The following is an 18,428-nucleotide window of genomic DNA, read 5'->3' as shown; positions in this document are numbered from 1 at the left end:
AGGGTGTAACAGCCACCCGCGGCGCAGGTGGCTGGATCAACGAAAGGTGTTAGCTGATTTTCACCAGTGTGCGGCCAGTGACTTTGTTTTCCAGCAGTGCGGCAGCGACAGCAGGGACATCTTCCAACCCGATTTCCTGCGTCACCTGCTGATAGAACGACTCAGGCAGAATGGTAGCCAGACGCTCCCATGCCTGCTGACGGCGAGCCAGCGGTGCCATCACGGAATCCACGCCTTGCAGACGAACATTACGTAAAATAAATGGCATCACGGTAGTCGGCAGCGCAACGCCGCCAGCCAGACCGCATGCGGCGACTGTCGCGTTGTAATCCATCTGCGCCAGCAGCGTCGCCAGTACGTTATCACCGACGGTATCCACCGCGCCGGCCCAGCGTTGTTTCTCCAGTGGGCGAGGGCTTCCGCTGAATTCGCTGCGATCCAGTACCTGCTTCGCCCCGAGTTTTTTCAGGTAATCGGTGTTGTCGGCACGACCGCTGACGGCGGTGACCTGATAGCCTAGCTCTGCAAGCAGGGCGACTGCTGTGCTGCCGACGCCGCCGCTGGCACCGGTCACAATAATGTCGCCGCTTTCCGGGGTGATGCCGCCGTCCTCCAGCGCCATCACGCACAGCATCGCGGTGAAGCCTGCGGTACCCAGAATCATGGCCTTACGTGCATCCAGCGACGCGGGCAGAGGAACCAGCCAGTCGCTCTTCACGCGAGCCTGTTGCGCCAATCCGCCCCAGTGGTTTTCACCCACGCCCCAACCGGTCAGGATAACAGGTTGGCCGACGCTAAACCGATCGCTGTCGCTGTGGCGTACGGTTCCTGCGAAGTCGATTCCAGGAACCATCGGGAAGTTACGGATAATTTTACCTTTGCCGGTAATGGCAAGCGCATCTTTATAGTTAATGCCGGACCAGTTGATATCGACAGTTACATCCCCGGTGGGAAGCTGCTCTGCGTCAATCTCGCGAATCTGAGCGTGGGTCAGTCCGTCTGACTGTTCAAGAACTAAAGCCTGCATGGGCTATCTCCTGTAGCAGGATTAAAATGGGGAAGTCATTAACGACTATATACCCGTCATTCTTCAAGCCGCATGTGCGTTGGCATCGCTTAGTTACCCGAATCACTTACTTGAGTAAGCTCATCGGGATGCCCTCGCTTGCCGCGTTACGAGGCGCATAAATGAGCCTCGCCCTAGCGGGCCAACGCTTTGCGTTGTTCAAAACGCTAGCGTTTTGTCCTGGCACTCGAATTATTTAGGGTATAGTTATTACAGGTACTCTTTGTTAATAAGGTACTGTTTGTTAAAAAAGGTACTATGTTGCTGGCCTATGCGAACTGATAAAAAACAACAAACTCGCAGAAATAACAATTATTTGGAATAGGACGCAGGGATGGGATTTACGACCAGATTCTCGATACTCGTGGTATTGCTGACGGTTCTCGCCATTTTTCTTATGCTTTTCAGTAGTATATTTAGCCTCTGTTATTATAGTCAGTTGCGGACCGAACAGCAGCTGCGTGAGGTCACGGCCAGTATCGATCAGGCGTTATTAGTGCAATCGCCCGAAAATATCCAATATTGGCTGCCGGGTATGATGAAAACGGCAGGCATTGTTGTGCTGGATATTCAGGATAACGATTCGACCCTCTATTCAATACAGCTGCCTGAGGCCGGCTGGGAACGCACGCACCTCTATCATGAGGTCGAATTTCCGCTGATGCACCATCTGAACATGACGATCGCCATCAGGTATGTCGATCCGCTGATTGGTTTACCGCGCTTTGTGGTGTCGATGCTATCGGTGTTATTGGCCGCGGGTCTGATGCTCCTGATGCTGTATTTCTCCATCCGCTGGCTGCGTCGTCAGGCCGCCGGCCAGGAAGAGTTGGAAGAACGCGCACAGCGTATTCTCAAGGGCGAGCGTGAATCGGTTATGCAGGGGTCGGTACGTGAATGGCCGGTCAATACCAGTGGGGCGCTTGATCAACTGCTGTCTGATCTAGTGGAGGCACGGGAGGAACGTGGGCGGGTTGATACCTTAATTCGCGCGTTCGCCGCACAGGATGCCGAAACCGGGCTGAGTAATCGTCTGTTTTTTGATAATCAACTGACCACGCAGTTGGAAGATGGTGAAGAAGTAGGGACGCACGGCGTTGTCATGATGATCCGCGTACCCGATTTTGAAACCTTGCAGGAAACGCATGGCTATACCAGTGCACTTCAGGAATACCGTTTCACGCTGGTCAACCTGCTATCGACGTTTGTCATGCGCTATCCCTCTGCGCTGCTGGCGCGTTATTTCAGCAGCGATTTCACCGTATTGCTCCCCCACAGCACGTTAAAGGAAGCCACTGCAATTGCCACGCAGTTGGTGAAGTCTATCGATATTCTCCCCGCCTGTCCGTTGATCGATCGCGAGGACGTTCTCCACATTGGTATCTGTGCCTATCGCGGCGGGCAAAGTGCCGAGCAGGTGATGGAGAGCGTGGAGGACGCGACGCGCAATGCGGTGTTGCAGGGCGGTAATAGTTGGTGCGTGTTTGACAGGCAGGTGCCAGACAAAGGGCGTGGCAGCGTGAAATGGCGCACTTTGCTGGAACAGACGTTGGCGCGCGGCGGTCCGCGGCTGTATCAGAAGCCTGCGGTCACGAAAGAGGGTGTGGTACATCATCGTGAAATGATGAGCCGGATCTACGACGGAGAACAGGAACTGCTCGCCGCGGAGTATATGCCGCTGGTTCAACAACTGGGGCTAGCAGCCAGCTATGATCGGCAGTTGGTGGCGCGTATTATTGATTTATCAGCGAGCTGGCCGGGAGAAACACTGGCTTTGCCGGTAAGTGTTGACTCACTTTTGCAGAAGCCTTTCCTGCGTTGGCTGAAAGAAATCTTACTCCAATGTCCGAAAACGCAGCGGCAGCGCATTTTATTTGAACTTGCAGAGGCAGATGTTTGTCAATATATCGGCCGCCTGCGACCCGTTCTTAATGTGATCCTGGGATTAGGTTGTCGTCTGGCAGTAACGCAGGCGGGTTTAACGTTGGTGAGTACGACGTATATCAAGTCACTCCCCGTGGAGATCATCAAGCTTCATCCCGGTTTGGTACGTAGTCTTGAACGCCGCCCGGAAAATCAGCTGTTTGTGCAAAGCCTGACCGAAGCCTGTAAAGGCACGCAAACGCGGGTGTTTGCCGCTGGCGTGCGTACTAAAGAGGAGTGGCGAATGCTGTTGGGCAAGGGTGTCTATGGTGGGCAAGGGGATTTTTTTGCCGCATCAGTCCTTGTAACGGATGAGCTGAAAAAATATTCATCGCGGCATCGTGTTTAGTATAAACGTCCTGTGCAAATTGACGTAGAATGAGGCGGTTGTTAAATCGGTTAGTGTGTGCTTACGATAGCGGCAATCCGATTAAATGTTAGATTTTATGTCCTGTGTTAGCGCAATTCTGTCGGGTGGACAGTGGTAAGATGCCTTGCCGCCTGAGGAGAAAGCATGTTGTGCCTTCTCCCTGACGCCGACGTGCGCAACGCAGACTCATTTTTCACCGAAGCAGAGCCTTTTCGTGCCTTGTCGCTGCTTCGTGTGGTTGGTAAAGTAGGCGGATTTATTTTTCGCCCCCAGCTTGCAGGATTATCCTTTAGTTATGTTTAAGAAATTTCGTGGCATGTTTTCCAACGACTTGTCCATCGACCTGGGTACCGCCAATACCCTGATTTACGTTAAAGGGCAGGGCATCATACTGAATGAACCCTCTGTGGTTGCGATTCGTCAGGATCGCGCCGGTTCCCAAAAAAGCGTGGCGGCGGTAGGCCACGACGCTAAGCAGATGCTGGGCAGAACGCCTGGGAATATCGTGGCGATTCGCCCGATGAAAGACGGTGTTATCGCCGATTTCCAGGTCACGGAAAAAATGTTGCAGCACTTCATCAAGCAAGTGCATAGCGACAGTTTTATGCGTCCGAGCCCGCGCGTGCTGGTGTGTGTTCCGGTAGGAGCAACACAGGTTGAACGTCGTGCCATTCGCGAATCTGCACTAGGTGCGGGTGCCCGTGAAGTGTTCCTGATCGAAGAGCCGATGGCGGCTGCGATCGGTGCTGGCATGCCGGTATCCGAAGCGACAGGTTCCATGGTCGTAGATATCGGTGGTGGTACCACGGAAGTGGCGGTGATCTCGCTGAATGGTGTGGTGTACTCCTCTTCTGTCCGTATTGGTGGTGACCGCTTTGATGAAGCGATCATCAACTACGTTCGCCGTAACTATGGTTCACTGATCGGTGAAGCAACGGCGGAACGTATCAAGCATGAAATCGGCTCCGCGTATCCGGGCGACGAAGTGCTTGAGATTGAAGTGCGTGGCCGTAACCTGGCTGAAGGTGTGCCGCGTGGATTCACGCTGAACTCCAACGAAATTCTGGAAGCGCTGCAAGAGCCGTTGACGGGTATCGTCAGCGCGGTCATGGCGGCGTTGGAACAGTGCCCACCGGAACTGGCCTCCGATATTTCCGAGCGCGGTATGGTGTTAACCGGCGGCGGCGCGCTGCTGCGTAACCTGGATCGCTTGCTGATGGAAGAAACCGGTATTCCGGTCGTGGTGGCTGAAGATCCACTGACCTGTGTCGCCCGTGGCGGCGGCAAGGCGCTGGAAATGATCGACATGCACGGTGGCGATTTGTTCAGCGAGGAGTAATCCTGTCTGGAAAAGGGGGGACCGGATGGATGAACGCCTGCGTTTTTCATCTCTCGTGGTTACCCCTTTTTTATTTGCCTGAGCGAATGAAATCCGCCCTACGGGGTGCCGCTTTGTGACGTTAAAAATCGCCAGGAGCGATTTGAGGTTGCTGTCGAGGAATACGCAAATTTTATGAAGCCGCTTTTTAGCAGGGGGCCTTCCCTGCAATTACGACTTTTTCTTGCTGTCGTTACCGCGATTGTCGTGATCGTTGCGGACAGTCGGCTCGGTTCGTTCGTCAAAATCAGAACGTACATGGATACCGCCGTCAGCCCATTTTATTTTCTGGCGAATGGGCCCCGTCAGGTTCTGGACAATATGTCTGCCTCACTGGCAACCCGCGAGCAATTAGGCCTTGAAAACACCGCACTGCGTCAGGAACTGTTGATGAAAAACAGCGACCTGTTGCTGCTAGGCCAGCTCAAGCAGGAAAATGCGCGGTTACGTGAATTGCTCGGCTCGCCGCTGCGTCAGGATGAGCAGAAGATGGTGACGCAGGTGATGTCTGCCGGAACCGACCCTTACAGCGATCAGGTCGTGATCGATAAAGGTCAGGCGAACGGTGTGTATGAAGGGCAACCGGTCATCAGCGATAAAGGCGTGGTGGGTCAGGTTGTGGCGGTGGGGCAGTTTACCAGCCGGGTTTTGTTGATTTGTGATGTTTCCCACGCGTTGCCCATTCAGGTGCTGCGCAATGATATCCGCGTGATTGCTGCCGGTAATGGCTGCGCCGACGATCTGCAACTGGAGCACCTGCCTAACAATACCGATATTCGCGTCGGTGACGTGCTGGTCACATCGGGTCTGGGTGGACGTTTCCCTGAAGGGTATCCGGTAGCGGTTGTGTCATCGGTCAAAGCCGATACACAGCGCGCCTATACGATTATTCAGGCTCGCCCGACGGCGGGGCTACAGCGTCTGCGCTATCTGTTGTTGCTGTGGGGTGTGGAGAATAACTCCAATACGTCGCTGCCGCCGGCGGAAGTTCATCGGGTTGCCAATGAGCGACTGATGCAGATGATGCCGCAGGTTTTACCGTCGCCTGACGACATGGGGCCGCCGCTTCCTCCTGATGCCGCTGCGCCAACCGTCGAGCCGCAGAGAGGCCGTCAATGAACCGTTATCGCAGGCATGGCAACTGGATTATCTGGCTTTCTTTTCTGATCGCTATGGTTTTGCAGATTATGCCGTGGCCGGATGAAATCTACATGTTTCGCCCCTCCTGGCTGACGCTGTTCCTTATCTATTGGGTGATGGCATTGCCACATCGGGTGAATGTCGGCACAGGATTTATATTAGGTCTGATTATGGACCTGATTCTTGGGTCTACACTGGGAGTACGGGCGCTGGCGTTGAGCATTGTTGCTTATCTGGTCGCCTTTAAATTCCAGCTGTTCCGAAATATGGCGTTATGGCAGCAGGCATTAATCGTCATGCTGTTGTCGCTGCTGATGGACCTCACGGTATTCTGGGCAGAATTTTTAGTTATAAATGTCTCTTTCCGACCAGAAACATTCTGGAATAGCGTCGTGGATGGCGTACTCTGGCCGTGGCTGTTCCTGCTGATGCGTAAAATTCGCCGTCAGTTTACTGTGCAATAAGGTGATTCATGACCCAGCTTTATCTGGCCTCCGCTTCTCCCCGCCGTCGTGAACTGCTCACGCAGCTCGATATTCCTTTTGCTGTACTGAACGTCGCGGTGGAAGAGCAGCGGTTACCGGAGGAAGCGGCGGAAGTCTATGTCCGGCGTCTGGCGCATGAAAAAGCGGCAGCGGGTGTCGCGGCTGCACCGCTCGATTTGCCAGTGCTGGGGGCGGACACCATCGTGGTGCTGAACGGCCAGGTGTTGGAAAAACCGCAAGATGAAGCCCATGCTGCAGAGATGTTGAGTCAGCTGTCCGGGAAACCACACCAGGTGATGACGGCCGTCGCACTGGCAGATAAAGACGATATATTGAGTTGTCTGGTGATCACCGACGTCGTCTTCCGTCCGCTCTCGCAGCAGGATATCGAACGGTATATCGCTAGCGGCGAGCCGATGGATAAAGCTGGGGCTTACGGTATTCAGGGCAAAGGGGGATGCTTTGTCCGGTCGCTTAACGGGAGCTATTACGCGGTGGTAGGGCTGCCGCTGGTAGAAACCCATGAGCTATTCAGTAATTTTGCTGCGTTGCGGAGTGCAAGAGGAAAACATGACTGCTGAGTTACTGGTAAACGTTACACCTTCAGAAACGCGCGTTGCCTATATCGACGGCGGTATTCTGCAGGAAATCCACATTGAGCGTGATGCGAAGCGCGGTATTGTCGGCAACATTTATAAAGGCCGCGTGAGCCGCGTTCTGCCGGGTATGCAGGCGGCGTTCGTGGACATCGGTCTGGATAAAGCGGCATTCCTGCACGCGTCCGATATTATGCCGCACACCGAATGTGTTGCCGGTGACGAACAGAAGAATTTTCACGTCCGTGATATCGCCGAACTGGTGCGTCAGGGGCAGGATCTCATGGTGCAGGTGGTCAAAGATCCACTGGGAACCAAAGGTGCGCGTCTGACGACCGATATCACGCTGCCGTCGCGCTATCTGGTGTTTATGCCCGGCGCATCGCACGTTGGCGTGTCACAGCGGATTGAGAGCGAAGCGGAACGTGAGCGCTTAAAGAAGACGGTCGCCGAGTATTGTGACGATGACGGTGGTTTCATCATTCGTACCGCAGCGGAAGGGATCGGTGAAGAAGAACTCTCGCAGGATGCGGCGTTCCTGAAGCGTCTGTGGGGCAAGGTGATGGAGCGCAAAAAGCGCAACCAGACCAAATGCAAGCTCTACGGTGAAGTGGCGCTCGCTCAGCGAATTTTGCGTGATTTCGCCGGTGCGGCGTTGGATCGCATTCGGATTGACTCGCGACTGACGTATGAAGCGCTGCTGGAATTTACCTCCGAATATATCCCGGAGATGACCCGCAAACTTGAACACTATGCGGGTAAACAGCCCATTTTTGACCTGTTTGACGTGGAAAATGAAATCCAGCGTTCGCTGGACAGAAAGGTTGAACTGAAGTCCGGCGGTTATTTGATCATCGATCAGACTGAAGCGATGACGACCATCGACATCAACACGGGGGCGTTTGTCGGCCACCGTAATCTGGATGAAACCATTTTCAATACCAACACGGAGGCCACGCAGGCGATTGCGCGGCAGCTGCGTCTGCGTAACCTTGGTGGCATCATCATTATCGACTTCATCGATATGAATAATGAAGATCACCGTCGGCGGGTGCTGCATTCACTGGAGCAGGCGCTCAGTAAAGATCGGGTCAAAACCAGTATTAACGGCTTCTCTCAACTAGGATTAGTGGAGATGACGCGTAAACGCACGCGTGAGAGTATCGAACACGTGCTCTGCCATGAATGCCCGACGTGCCACGGTCGCGGCACGGTGAAGACGGTAGAAAGCGTCTGCTATGAAATCATGCGTGAAATTGTGCGTGTCCACCACGCATATGACACCGACCGTTTCCTGGTCTATGCCTCACCGGCTGTCGGGGAAGCGCTGAGAAGCGAAGAATCGCACGCGTTAGCTGAGGTTGAAATTTTCGTCGGCAAGCAGGTCAAAGTACAAATCGAACCCCTGTATAGCCAGGAGCAGTTTGACGTCGTCATGATGTAAATTCGTGCGCTCGTCGTCGGCGACGAAAGAAGGAGATATTAGTGAGGCGACTGCCCGGAATTGTAGTCATCACGGGTGCCACTCTTGTCGTGATGGTTGCGCTGTTAGTCAGCGGCTTAAGACTGGTGCTGCCGCAGCTCGATCACTTCCGGCCACAGCTGGTGGCCTGGGCGCAGTCTGCGGCGGGTGTTCCGTTGGAAATCGGCTCGATGACGGGGCGGTGGGAGTCCTTTGGCCCCACGCTGGAGATTGAAAAATTTCGCACGTCCCTGCCAGAATCAGACTGGCAGGTTGATCGCATTACGCTGGCGTTGGATGTGTGGCAGTCGCTGTTACACGGGCGCTGGCAGTTTCGCGATCTCACGTTTCACCAGTTAAAGCTCGATATTAATAGCCAATTCACCGGGCAGCAGCAGGACAGCAAACTGATGGAGTCAGGAAAGGTTAGCGACCTTTTCCTGCGCCAGTTTGATCACTTTGACCTGCGTGATAGCCACATTACCTTTCTTACCCCTTCCGGCGCCCGCGCGGAGCTGAGCATTCCACAACTGACCTGGCTGAACTCTGATAAACGTCATCGTGCGGAAGGTTTGATCAGCCTGTCGAGTTTTAACGGTCAGCACGGTGTGGTGCAAATGCGCATGGATTTGCACGATGAGCAGGGGCTGCTCAGCAACGGCACGTTCTACCTGCAGGCTGACAATATCGATATGAAGCCCTGGCTCAGCCGCTGGATGAAAAACACAACCGGGCTGGAAAGCGCCGATTTTAGCCTGGCGGCCTGGCTGAACGTTCGTGAAGGCGACATCCACAGTGGTGATGTGTTCCTGAATCAGGGAACGGCCAACTGGGGTGACGGCCGCGATGCACATCGCCTGAAGGTCGATGACATGGCGCTGCATGTCAGCCGTCAGGAGAATGGTTGGCAGGTGGATGTACCTGAATTGAATCTGGCAACGGATGGCGTCGCTTGGCCGAAAGGTCGTCTCTCGGCCCTCTGGCTGCCAAAAAATGAACACATGTTAGGGCCCGATCGGCAGGAAGAGCTGCGCATTCGAGCCAGTAATCTGGCGCTGGAGCGGGTAAGTACGCTGCTCCCGCTGCTGTCCAGCACAACGCCAGCGTTGAAAGAACGTTGGGCAGAACTGCAACCGACGGGCACCTTGAATACGGTTGCCGTCGACATCCCTCTGCAACAGCCGGAGAGAAGCCGCTTTCAGGCCAACTGGCAGGACGTGAGCTGGAAACAGTGGAAATTGCTGCCGGGGGTCGATCATTTCTCTGGTTCTGCCCGCGGTAGCGCCGAGCGTGGTCAGGTCAGCATAGCGTTAAAGCAGAGCACGCTGCCCTATGTTGATATGTTCCGCGCGCCGCTGGAAATCCAGCAGGCCAGCGGCACGATCGACTGGCGTAATGACGCACAGGGTTTGGCGCTTTGGAGTCATGGTCTGGACGTGCAGGCGAAATCGCTATGGGCGAACGGTGATTTCCGTTACGAACAGCCAGTCAAACAAGAGCCGAAGCTGGATATTCTGGCGGGTATTCGGCTGACCGATGCAGCGGATGCCTGGCGCTATTATCCTGAACGGTTTATGGGCACCGAGCTGGTGGACTATCTGAGCGGTGCGCTGAAAGGCGGTCGTGTCGATAACGCGACGCTGATCTTTGCCGGTAATCCGCAACATTTCCCGTATACGCATAATGAAGGTCAGTTTGAAGTCTGGGTGCCGGTTAAAGAGGCGACCTTTGAGTTTCAACCGGGCTGGCCTGCGCTGACGCCGCTGGATATTAATCTGGATTTCGCCAACAACGGCTTATGGATGTTTGCGCCACAAACCTGGCTAGGCAAGGTGGAAGGCAAGAATATTAGCGCGGTTATTCCCGATTATGAAAAAGAGATGCTGCTCATTGATGGCGAACTGGAAGGCCCGGGGCCTGAAGTGGGGAACTATTTTAATCAGACGCCGCTGAAATCCTCGTTGGGTACGGCGCTCGATGAACTGAAAATCGGCGGGCCGGTGAAAGGATCGCTGCATCTGGATATTCCGCTCGCCGGTGACGATGTTCACGCCAGTGGTGACATTGCGCTGAACAATAACAGTCTATACATCAAACCGTTGAATACCACGATTAAGAATCTCACGGGTAAATTCCGCTATGAAAACGGCAATTTACGCAGTGACACGCTTCAGGCGAATTGGATGAATCAGCCGATGGCGGTCAACTTCACCACAGAAGAGCAAGCGAAGGCTTTTCTGGTGAATGTTGGCTTGCAGGGCGATTGGCAACCTGCACGCTTGCCTGGTTTACCGACATCGGCAAGCAAAGACGTGTCCGGTTTGGCGGGCTGGAAGAGTACGGTTGCCGTTAACCTGCCGCATTCCGGTAAAACAACCTACGATGTTGATGTACAGGCTGATTTAAGCAAAGTAAGTAGTCACTTACCTAACCCACTAAGTAAACCTGCTGGTGAGAGCCTGCCGCTGGAGGTAAAAGCCAGCGGTGACCTGAATGGCTTCACGATGCAGGGACGGCTGGGCAAGGATAACCACTTCAATAGCCAATGGCTGCTGAAAGGCGACACCGTGACGCTGGCACGAGCAAGCTGGCAGAATGGAACAACGACGGCGCCTGCATTACCAGAAGACTCCTCGCTGGTGCTCGATCTTCCGCCGTTGGATGCGGAAAGCTGGCTGGGGCTCCTGCCATCGCTGCGTGCCTCGACATCGGCGGAAGGGAGAAAGGCACAGAGTTCCCTTCGTTTCCCAGAAGCGGTGACCTTGCGTACGCCTGAGCTACAGCTGCTAGGGCAGCAGTGGCACGATCTGGAAATTACGCGCAAAAATACGCTTGCTGGCAGCGAAGTGCGGGCAAAGGGGCGTGAAATTGACGGAACGGTCGAGATACCCAATCGTGGTATGTGGCGCAGCGACATCAATTATCTCTACTACAATCCTCAGTGGAAAGGGAATGAAGCGACCAATCCGGTGGCGCTAGCAGAGAAAAAATCGCCGCTGAACGACCCGAGCATTAGCTTTGAAGACTGGCCGTCGCTGGCGGTTAACTGTCGCCAGTGCTGGATTATCGGGCAGAATATGGGACGTATTCAGGGAACGCTGCTGCCAGAAAAGGAAAAATTAACGCTGACGGACGGCATTATTGATACAGGTAAAGCCCGTCTGACGATAAACGGTTCCTGGCAGGAAAATGCGGAAGGGGTACGGAGCGCGCTAAAAGGCCGCCTAACCGGGGATAGTCTGGAGCAGAATGCTAACTGGTTCGGCGTTGATTCACCGCTCAAGGCCGGTTCTTTCGATGTAGATTACGATTTGTACTGGCGCGGAACGCCTTGGGCGCCGGATATTGCCAGTCTGAGCGGAATATTGCACACGCGCATTGGTAAGGGTGAAATTGCCGAAGTCGGCGCGGGTCAGGCGGGCCAACTGCTGCGTTTATTGAGCTTCGATGCGCTGATGCGTAAGCTGCGGTTTGATTTTAGTGATACGTTTGGCCGTGGCTTTTACTTCGATTCGATTCGCAGCACCGCATGGATTAAAGACGGCGTGTTGCATACTGATGATATGCTGATCGACGGTCTGGAGGCGGATATCGCGATGAAAGGCGATCTCGACCTCGCTAAGCGACAGGTCAATATGGAAGCGGTTATCGCCCCGGAAATTTCCGCGACGGTGGGTGTGGCGACCGCATTTGCCGTCAATCCGGTTATAGGGGCCGCGGTGTTTGCTGCCAGTAAAGTGCTGGCACCGCTATGGAACAAGATTTCGCTGATTCGCTACCAGATTTCCGGTAGCGTCGATCAGCCAAAGATTCAGGAAGTGCTGCGTGAGCCGAACAAAAAGAAAGGCGAGTAATGCCGTTAGGGCAGCGCAGTGTACTCAACCGATTATCTGATAAAGAGTGAAAAACTATGAGCCTTTCGTTTGTCAGTGAGCAGTTACTCACCGCCAACAAATTGAATCTTGACGATCTCGCGGCTGTGCTGGGGTCGCTTAATGAGCGTCGTCTGGACTATGCCGATCTCTATTTCCAGTCCAGCTATCATGAATCCTGGGTACTGGAAGACCGTATCATTAAAGACGGTTCTTACAATATCGATCAGGGCGTGGGTATCCGTGCGATTGACGGAGAAAAGACCGGGTTTGCTTATGCCGATCAGATTACGCTGAACGCATTGCACCAGAGTGCGCAGGCTGCGCGCAGCATTGTACGGGAACAGGGTACAGGCACGGCGCACACGCTGGGAGCGGTATCGCATAATGCGCTTTATCCAACGTTGAATCCGTTGGATAGCCTGACGCGTGAGGACAAAATTGCGCTGTTGCAACGTGCCGACACAGTCGCGCGTGCCGCAGATGTGCGTGTACAGGAAGTGTCAGCCAGCCTGACCGGCGTGTATGAGCTGGTGCTGGTAGCGGCGACAGACGGCACGCTAGCGGCGGATGTACGTCCGCTGGTTCGCCTGTCGATCAGCGTGCTGGTCGAATCTGAGGGCAAACGTGAACGCGGTTCCAGCGGCGGCGGCCTGCGTGGCGGCTATGACTACTTCTGGGAAGTGGCGGACGGCGAAGCGCGTGTCGACGCCTGGGCCAAAGAAGCCGTGCGTATGGCGCTGGTAAACCTGTCGGCGGTGGCCGCACCCGCAGGGCCGATGCCTGTGGTACTGGGCGCAGGCTGGCCGGGCGTGCTGTTGCATGAAGCAGTAGGCCACGGTCTGGAAGGCGACTTTAACCGTCGCGGCACGTCAGTATTCAGCGGACAGATGGGGAAACTCGTCGCGTCAGAACTGTGCACGGTGGTAGATGATGGTACGTTGAGCGGGCGCCGTGGCTCCCTCTCAATGGACGATGAGGGCGTTCCGGGACAGTACAACGTCCTGATCGAAAACGGGATTCTGAAAGGCTACATGCAAGACAAGCTGAACGCTCGTCTGATGGGCGTTGCGCCGACGGGCAACGGTCGCCGCGAGTCTTATGCCCACTTGCCAATGCCGCGTATGACGAACACCTACATGCTGGCCGGAAAATCCACGCCGGAAGAGATTATCTCCAGCGTTGAATACGGCCTGTATGCGCCAAACTTTGGCGGCGGTCAGGTTGATATCACTTCTGGCAAGTTCGTCTTCTCGACGTCCGAAGCGTACCTGATCGAAAAAGGTCGTATCACCACGCCAGTCAAAGGTGCCACGCTGATTGGCTCCGGTATTGAAGCAATGCAGCAGATCTCGATGGTCGGCAACGATCTGGCGCTGGATAAAGGCGTCGGCGTGTGCGGTAAAGAAGGGCAAAGCCTGCCTGTCGGCGTTGGTCAGCCTACGCTGAAGCTGGAAAGCCTGACCGTTGGCGGCACGGCGTAATTTGCTCTGAATTCTTATTTCCTTTTAAAACCGCGCCTTATGAGCGCGGTTTTTTTTCCTCGCCATGATCCTGTCGGTAACCCTGATATGTCAGGGCGACATTTTTGAAGTATTCCGTCATGTAGTTAATGCAGACCTGTACTTTTAGCGGCAGATTGTCTTTGCGGGTGTAGAGCGCATAGACCGGGCGCGGATCGGAGTGGTAGCGGTTAAATAAGATCTCGATTTCGCCGCGATTGATTTCATCCACGACCCACATGAGCGGCACGTACGCGATACCTGCGCCAGCCTTGAGCCAACGTACCAGCGTTTGCGGATCGTTAGTGACAAAGCGCCCTTGTGGCGTGACGCGGGTTGAAATGCCTTCCGGGGCGATCAGCTCAAATTCGCTGTCGGGCCGCACGCTGTATTCCAGCCAGGAAAAATTCACCATATCTGCCGGTTTATCCGGCGTGCCGTGCTGTGCCAGATAGCTTTTGGCGGCACAGACCACCATTGGCATCGAGCCTAAGCGTTTTGAGAACAGGCTGGAATCCTGCAATGCGCCGACGCGGATAACGATATCCAGCCCGTCGGCAATCAGGTCGGGTGCGGGGATTCCCGTGACCAGATTGACGGACAAGCCGGGATATTCTTTCAGCATCGCGGCAGTCATGGTGGACAACACATTCTGCGCCATCGTAGAAGAACTGCCGATGCGCAGTGTGCCGATTGGCGTATTGTTGAAAGCGTACAGCTGCTCATGGACCTCATGCGCCTCATGCAGCATGCGGCGACAGCCGTGATAGTAAATTTTCCCCGCTTCCGTCAGCCCAATGCTGCGTGTACTGCGGTTCAACAGCTTAATCTGTAGTTCATCTTCAAGCTTGGTGACGGTCTGGCTGACGGCGGATACGCTCATCTGTAACTGGCGGGCGGCCGCGGTAAAAGAACCAAATTCCACCACGCGGGCAAACACCGACATACTCTTTAGTCTTTCCATTATTCACTCTGGCTTAAAAGTGATTTAGATCACACTATGTAGATAAGGTGATAATAAGCATCCATAATATAGCCTATCCGGTGATGCCGGGTGGAGCATTGTCCGCCATCGCTCAAATGGCAGCGTTACTTACAGGTGAACGCGAACAGATATCGTCCTTGCGGCTATACATGATTATTCACCGCCCAAGGCTACCCGATGATTGTGTTTATTTACCCAATATAGATCGTGCGCTGATTTCCCATCGCTAGTCAGCCCCTGCTGGCATCGCTATTCATCAGTTTAACGCTATCTCATTCGCTGGCAGCCAGCCTGCGGGATGAAGCGCTTTTGTCTATGCTGAACGTCAGTATCAGACAACATAATTTACCATCCGGTAGCGAACCTGCGCGCTACCGCTACCTAATAGAAAAAAAGGAAAAGAGGATGAGTTCACTCCCGGTTATGGTGCTGTTCGGGCTGTCATTCCCCCCCGTATTTTTTGTCCTGCTGGTGTCATTGACTCTGTTTTTTGTCGTGAACCGCCTGCTGCAACCGACGGGTATCTATGACTTCGTCTGGCATCCGGCGCTGTTTAACAGCGCGCTGTTCTGCTGTTTGTTCTATTTACTCTTCCGTTACGGTCTGTGAGGCGTCTGTGAAAGCGTTCTTTTTAACCTTATTTAGACAGCAGGCCGTGCTGATCAAAAAAATGAGCCGCGTAGCGATTACGCTGGTGATTGTGCTGTGCGCGATTGTCGCCATTTTCCGCGTCTGGGCGTTTTATACCGAATCGCCCTGGACGCGCGATGCCAAATTTACGGCGGATGTTGTCGCGATTGCACCGGACGTCAGTGGGTTGTTGAGCGATGTTCGCGTCACGGACAATCAACTGGTGAACAAAGGGGATGTGCTGTTTGTTATCGATCAGCCGCGTTACCACCAGGCTGTCGCACAGGCGGAAGCCGATGTTGCTTACTATCAGGCGCTGGTGACCGAAAAACGTCGGGAGTCAGGGCGTCGGGCGCGACTGGGCATCAGCGCGATGTCGCAGGAAAATATCGATCAGTCCAGTAATGCCTTAGAAACCGCGACGCACCAGCTTGCTAAAGCACAGGCGGTATTGTCACTGGCGCAACTGGAGCTGGAACGCACCGTGGTGCGTGCGCCTGCTGACGGTTGGGTGACCAACCTGCAGGTGCAAAGCGGTGAGTTCATTGAACGTGGCAATACGGCGGTGGCGCTGGTGAAGAAGGATTCATTTTACCTGCTGGCGTACATGGAAGAGACCAAGCTTGAAGGCGTTCGCCGCGGCTATCGTGCGGAAATCACCCCGTTGGGTAGCGAAAAGATATTTTACGGTACGGTCGACAGCGTGGCGGCTGGGGTAAATAACAGTAGCAACAGTGCGAATACGAAGGGCTTGGCTAACGTAGATTCCAATCTGGAGTGGGTGCGTTTAGCGCAGCGTGTGCCGGTAAAAATTCGCCTCGATCGTCAAATGGGCGACCTCTATCCGGCTGGCACGACGGCAACCGTGGTGATCACGGGTGAACAGGTCAACAATGACAAAAAGCCGTCGCCGCTTATCCGTCTCCTGTATCGCCTGCGTGAGTTTGGTTAAGTGAGGCGATGATGAAAACGCCGTCGTTGACAGGCCCCGTGTTCTTTACGACACCGAAGTTTGCGCGCTTGCGCTTTGCTTTCAAACTGAGCTTTGCGATTGTGCTGTCCCTGTTTTTGGGGTTCCATCTCCAGTTGGAGACCCCGCGCTGGTCGGTGCTGACAGCGGCGATTGTCGCGGCCGGTCCGGCATTTGCCGCAGGCGGTGAGCCATTTTCTGGCGCCATTCGCCATCGTGGCATGCTGCGTGTCGTCGGCACGTTTATCGGCTGTATCGGCGCACTTATCATCATTATTGCCACCGTTCGCGCACCGGTGGTGATGCTGATGCTGTGCTGTATTTGGGCTGGCCTCTGCACCTGGGTTTCCTCGCTGGTTAAAGTCGAAAACGCCTATGTGTTCGGGCTAGCGGGCTATACCGCGTTGATTATTATTGTGTCGACGCAGGGAACGCCGCTGCTGACGCCGCAGTTTGCCGTGGAGCGCTGTAGCGAGATTGTGCTGGGTATCGTCTGCGCCATTCTGGCGGATTTACTGTTCTCACCGCGTTCGATCAAACAGGATGTTGACCGCAGCATGGGTGAGCTGCTGGTGGATCAATACCGGCTACTGCAACTCAGCATGAACGGGGTGGAGAAAGACGCCATCGATGCGGCATGGCACGCGCTGGTGCGTAAAACGACCGCGCTAAACGGCATGCATAGCAGCCTGATGCTGGAATCCTCGCGCTGGCAGAACAGTAATCGCCGCTTAACGTCGCTGCATACGCAATCACTCACGATGATTACCCAGGCGTGTGAAACCTACCTGGTTTTGCAAGATGCTCCAACCCCTGTAAAAAGCAGCCTGAAACTGGTGTTGGATCAGCCCGTTGAGTCATTTCGCGATGTGCATTGCCGTGTGAAAGCATTGCGCCATCTGATTGCGGCTGATAGCCGCGATGTGCCGCCTACGCTGGTTAGCTGGGCGGGGGCTGCGACGCGCTATCTGCTGTTGGCAAAAGGGGTGCAGACCAACGGACGTATCACGACGATTGAAGCCGATGTGCTGAACAGCGAGGTGGAAATTAAAGCGCCATCAGCCGAAACCCATCATGCCATGATCAACGGCTTACGCACCGGCGTGGCGACGGCGCTGGGCTGCCTGTTCTGGCTGAGCACCGGCTGGACCTCTGGCAGCGTGTGTATGGTGATGATTGCGGTGGTGACATCGCTTGCCATGCGCTTACCGAATCCGCAGATGATGGCGAAGGATTTTCTTTTCGGGACGATCTACGCGCTGCCGCTGGGGGCGCTGATGTTCATGTTTATTATGCCGTCAACGCAGCAAAGTATGCTGCTGCTGTGCCTGAGCCTGGGAGCGATGGCTTTCTTCCTCGGGCTTGAAGTACAAAAGCGTCGGCTTGGTTCGCTGGGCGCATTAGCCAGTACGATCAATATCCTGGTGTTGGACAACCCGATGACGTTCCACATCAGCCAATTTCTGGACAGTGCGATCGGGCAGATCATCGGCTGTTTTCTGGCGTTGATGGTGATCCTGCTGATCCGAGATAACACCAAGGCGCATACGGGGAGAACGCTGCTGAACCGTTTTGTGTATGGCGCGGTTTCAGCGCTGACGACCAACACGACGCGGCGCAAGGAAAACCACCTGCCTGCGCTGTATCAACAGCTGTTCCTGCTGCTGAACCGCTTCCCTGACGATATTGCCAAGTATCGTCTCGCACTGTGGCTGATCATCATGCACCAGCGTCTGAGAACGCTGGATATTCCACAAAACGCGGCACTCTCTGCCTTTCATCGCCAGATTCGGGCGACGGCGGAGCAGGTGATTTTGGCCCGACGCGACACCACGCGCAGTCGCTATTTCACGCAGCTGTTAGGCGAGCTTGAACGCTATCAGCAGATGCTGACGGAACAGCAACTCCCCACGAGCGTCACTGTGCCGGTGGGACGATTGACCGGGATCCTGCGTGATTACCAGCACGCGCTGAGCAACTAATGTTGGGGGGATACGGCATGCTCAGGGTTCTATCTATCTGGCGAGTTTTATTCAATGGGGAATGTTA

14 protein-coding genes are annotated in these 18,428 nt (G+C 54.7%); 12 read left to right on the top strand and 2 right to left on the bottom strand.

Annotated features, from left to right (window positions below; genetic code table 11):
• Window positions 1–49: 49 nt before the first annotated feature.
• Window positions 50–1,027 carry an acrylyl-CoA reductase (NADPH) gene (gene acuI, locus WCT94_RS03860; RefSeq protein ID WP_039282849.1) on the bottom strand — a complete coding sequence of 326 codons (978 nt, stop codon included), beginning with the start codon at window positions 1,025–1,027 and terminating at the stop codon, window positions 50–52.
• A gap of 373 nt (window positions 1,028–1,400) precedes the next feature.
• Here acuI and csrD point away from each other — a divergent pair, with 373 nt between their 5' ends.
• The 9 genes from csrD to tldD all read left to right on the top strand — a co-directional run bounded on the left by csrD (window position 1,401) and on the right by tldD (window position 13,776).
• On the top strand, window positions 1,401–3,338 hold the full coding sequence (gene csrD, locus WCT94_RS03855) for an RNase E specificity factor CsrD (RefSeq protein ID WP_336868048.1): 1,938 nt from the start codon (window positions 1,401–1,403) through the stop codon (window positions 3,336–3,338).
• Between the two features lie 165 nt (window positions 3,339–3,503).
• Window positions 3,504–3,662, top strand: a complete 159-nt coding sequence (locus WCT94_RS03850; protein WP_156890158.1) for a hypothetical protein — start codon at window positions 3,504–3,506, stop codon at window positions 3,660–3,662.
• Window positions 3,655–4,698 carry a rod shape-determining protein MreB gene (mreB, locus tag WCT94_RS03845; RefSeq protein WP_010300322.1) on the top strand — a complete coding sequence of 348 codons (1,044 nt, stop codon included), beginning with the start codon at window positions 3,655–3,657 and terminating at the stop codon, window positions 4,696–4,698. Before WCT94_RS03850 ends, mreB begins: the two co-directional genes overlap by 8 nt.
• Before the next feature lie 174 nt (window positions 4,699–4,872).
• Window positions 4,873–5,856 (top strand): rod shape-determining protein MreC, encoded by a 984-nt coding sequence (mreC, locus tag WCT94_RS03840; RefSeq protein WP_319848670.1) that lies wholly within the window; start codon window positions 4,873–4,875, stop codon window positions 5,854–5,856.
• Window positions 5,853–6,341, top strand: coding sequence for a rod shape-determining protein MreD (gene mreD / locus WCT94_RS03835; protein ID WP_010300327.1), 489 nt, complete (start codon window positions 5,853–5,855; stop codon window positions 6,339–6,341). The genes mreC and mreD overlap by 4 nt, the downstream gene beginning before the upstream one ends.
• 8 nt (window positions 6,342–6,349) lie before the next feature.
• Window positions 6,350–6,943 (top strand): Maf family protein, encoded by a 594-nt coding sequence (locus tag WCT94_RS03830; protein ID WP_012772978.1) that lies wholly within the window; start codon window positions 6,350–6,352, stop codon window positions 6,941–6,943.
• Complete coding sequence (rng, locus tag WCT94_RS03825; protein WP_319848673.1) at window positions 6,933–8,402, top strand: ribonuclease G; 1,470 nt, start codon at window positions 6,933–6,935, stop codon at window positions 8,400–8,402. Before WCT94_RS03830 ends, rng begins: the two co-directional genes overlap by 11 nt.
• Before the next feature lie 41 nt (window positions 8,403–8,443).
• Entirely contained in the window at window positions 8,444–12,274 is a 3,831-nt protein-coding gene (gene yhdP / locus WCT94_RS03820) for an AsmA2 domain-containing protein YhdP (protein WP_336868047.1), read from the top strand.
• 56 nt (window positions 12,275–12,330) lie between these two features.
• Window positions 12,331–13,776 (top strand): metalloprotease TldD, encoded by a 1,446-nt coding sequence (tldD, locus tag WCT94_RS03815; RefSeq protein WP_336868045.1) that lies wholly within the window; start codon window positions 12,331–12,333, stop codon window positions 13,774–13,776.
• Window positions 13,777–13,813: 37 nt separating this feature from the next.
• Here tldD and aaeR read toward each other — a convergent pair whose 3' ends face one another.
• A complete protein-coding gene (gene aaeR, locus WCT94_RS03810; RefSeq protein WP_320702957.1) occupies window positions 13,814–14,758 on the bottom strand; it encodes an HTH-type transcriptional activator AaeR in 945 nt (314 codons plus the stop codon).
• A 426-nt stretch (window positions 14,759–15,184) separates the two neighbouring features.
• Between aaeR and aaeX the strand changes: the two genes are divergently transcribed.
• The 3 genes from aaeX to aaeB are packed head-to-tail and all read left to right on the top strand — an operon-like array spanning window position 15,185 to window position 18,361.
• On the top strand, window positions 15,185–15,388 hold the full coding sequence (gene aaeX, locus WCT94_RS03805; protein WP_005975424.1) for a p-hydroxybenzoic acid efflux pump operon protein AaeX: 204 nt from the start codon (window positions 15,185–15,187) through the stop codon (window positions 15,386–15,388).
• A 7-nt stretch (window positions 15,389–15,395) separates the two neighbouring features.
• A complete protein-coding gene (gene aaeA, locus WCT94_RS03800; RefSeq protein WP_336868044.1) occupies window positions 15,396–16,361 on the top strand; it encodes a p-hydroxybenzoic acid efflux pump subunit AaeA in 966 nt (321 codons plus the stop codon).
• A gap of 11 nt (window positions 16,362–16,372) precedes the next feature.
• Window positions 16,373–18,361, top strand: a complete 1,989-nt coding sequence (gene aaeB, locus WCT94_RS03795; protein WP_336868088.1) for a p-hydroxybenzoic acid efflux pump subunit AaeB — start codon at window positions 16,373–16,375, stop codon at window positions 18,359–18,361.
• The last annotated feature ends 67 nt before the right edge of the window (window positions 18,362–18,428 follow it).

Origin of the sequence: Pectobacterium sp. 1950-15 (assembly GCF_037136835.1) — a bacterium.
GTDB lineage: Bacteria > Pseudomonadota > Gammaproteobacteria > Enterobacterales > Enterobacteriaceae > Pectobacterium.
This window is presented reverse-complemented; position numbering and strand designations above follow the sequence as displayed.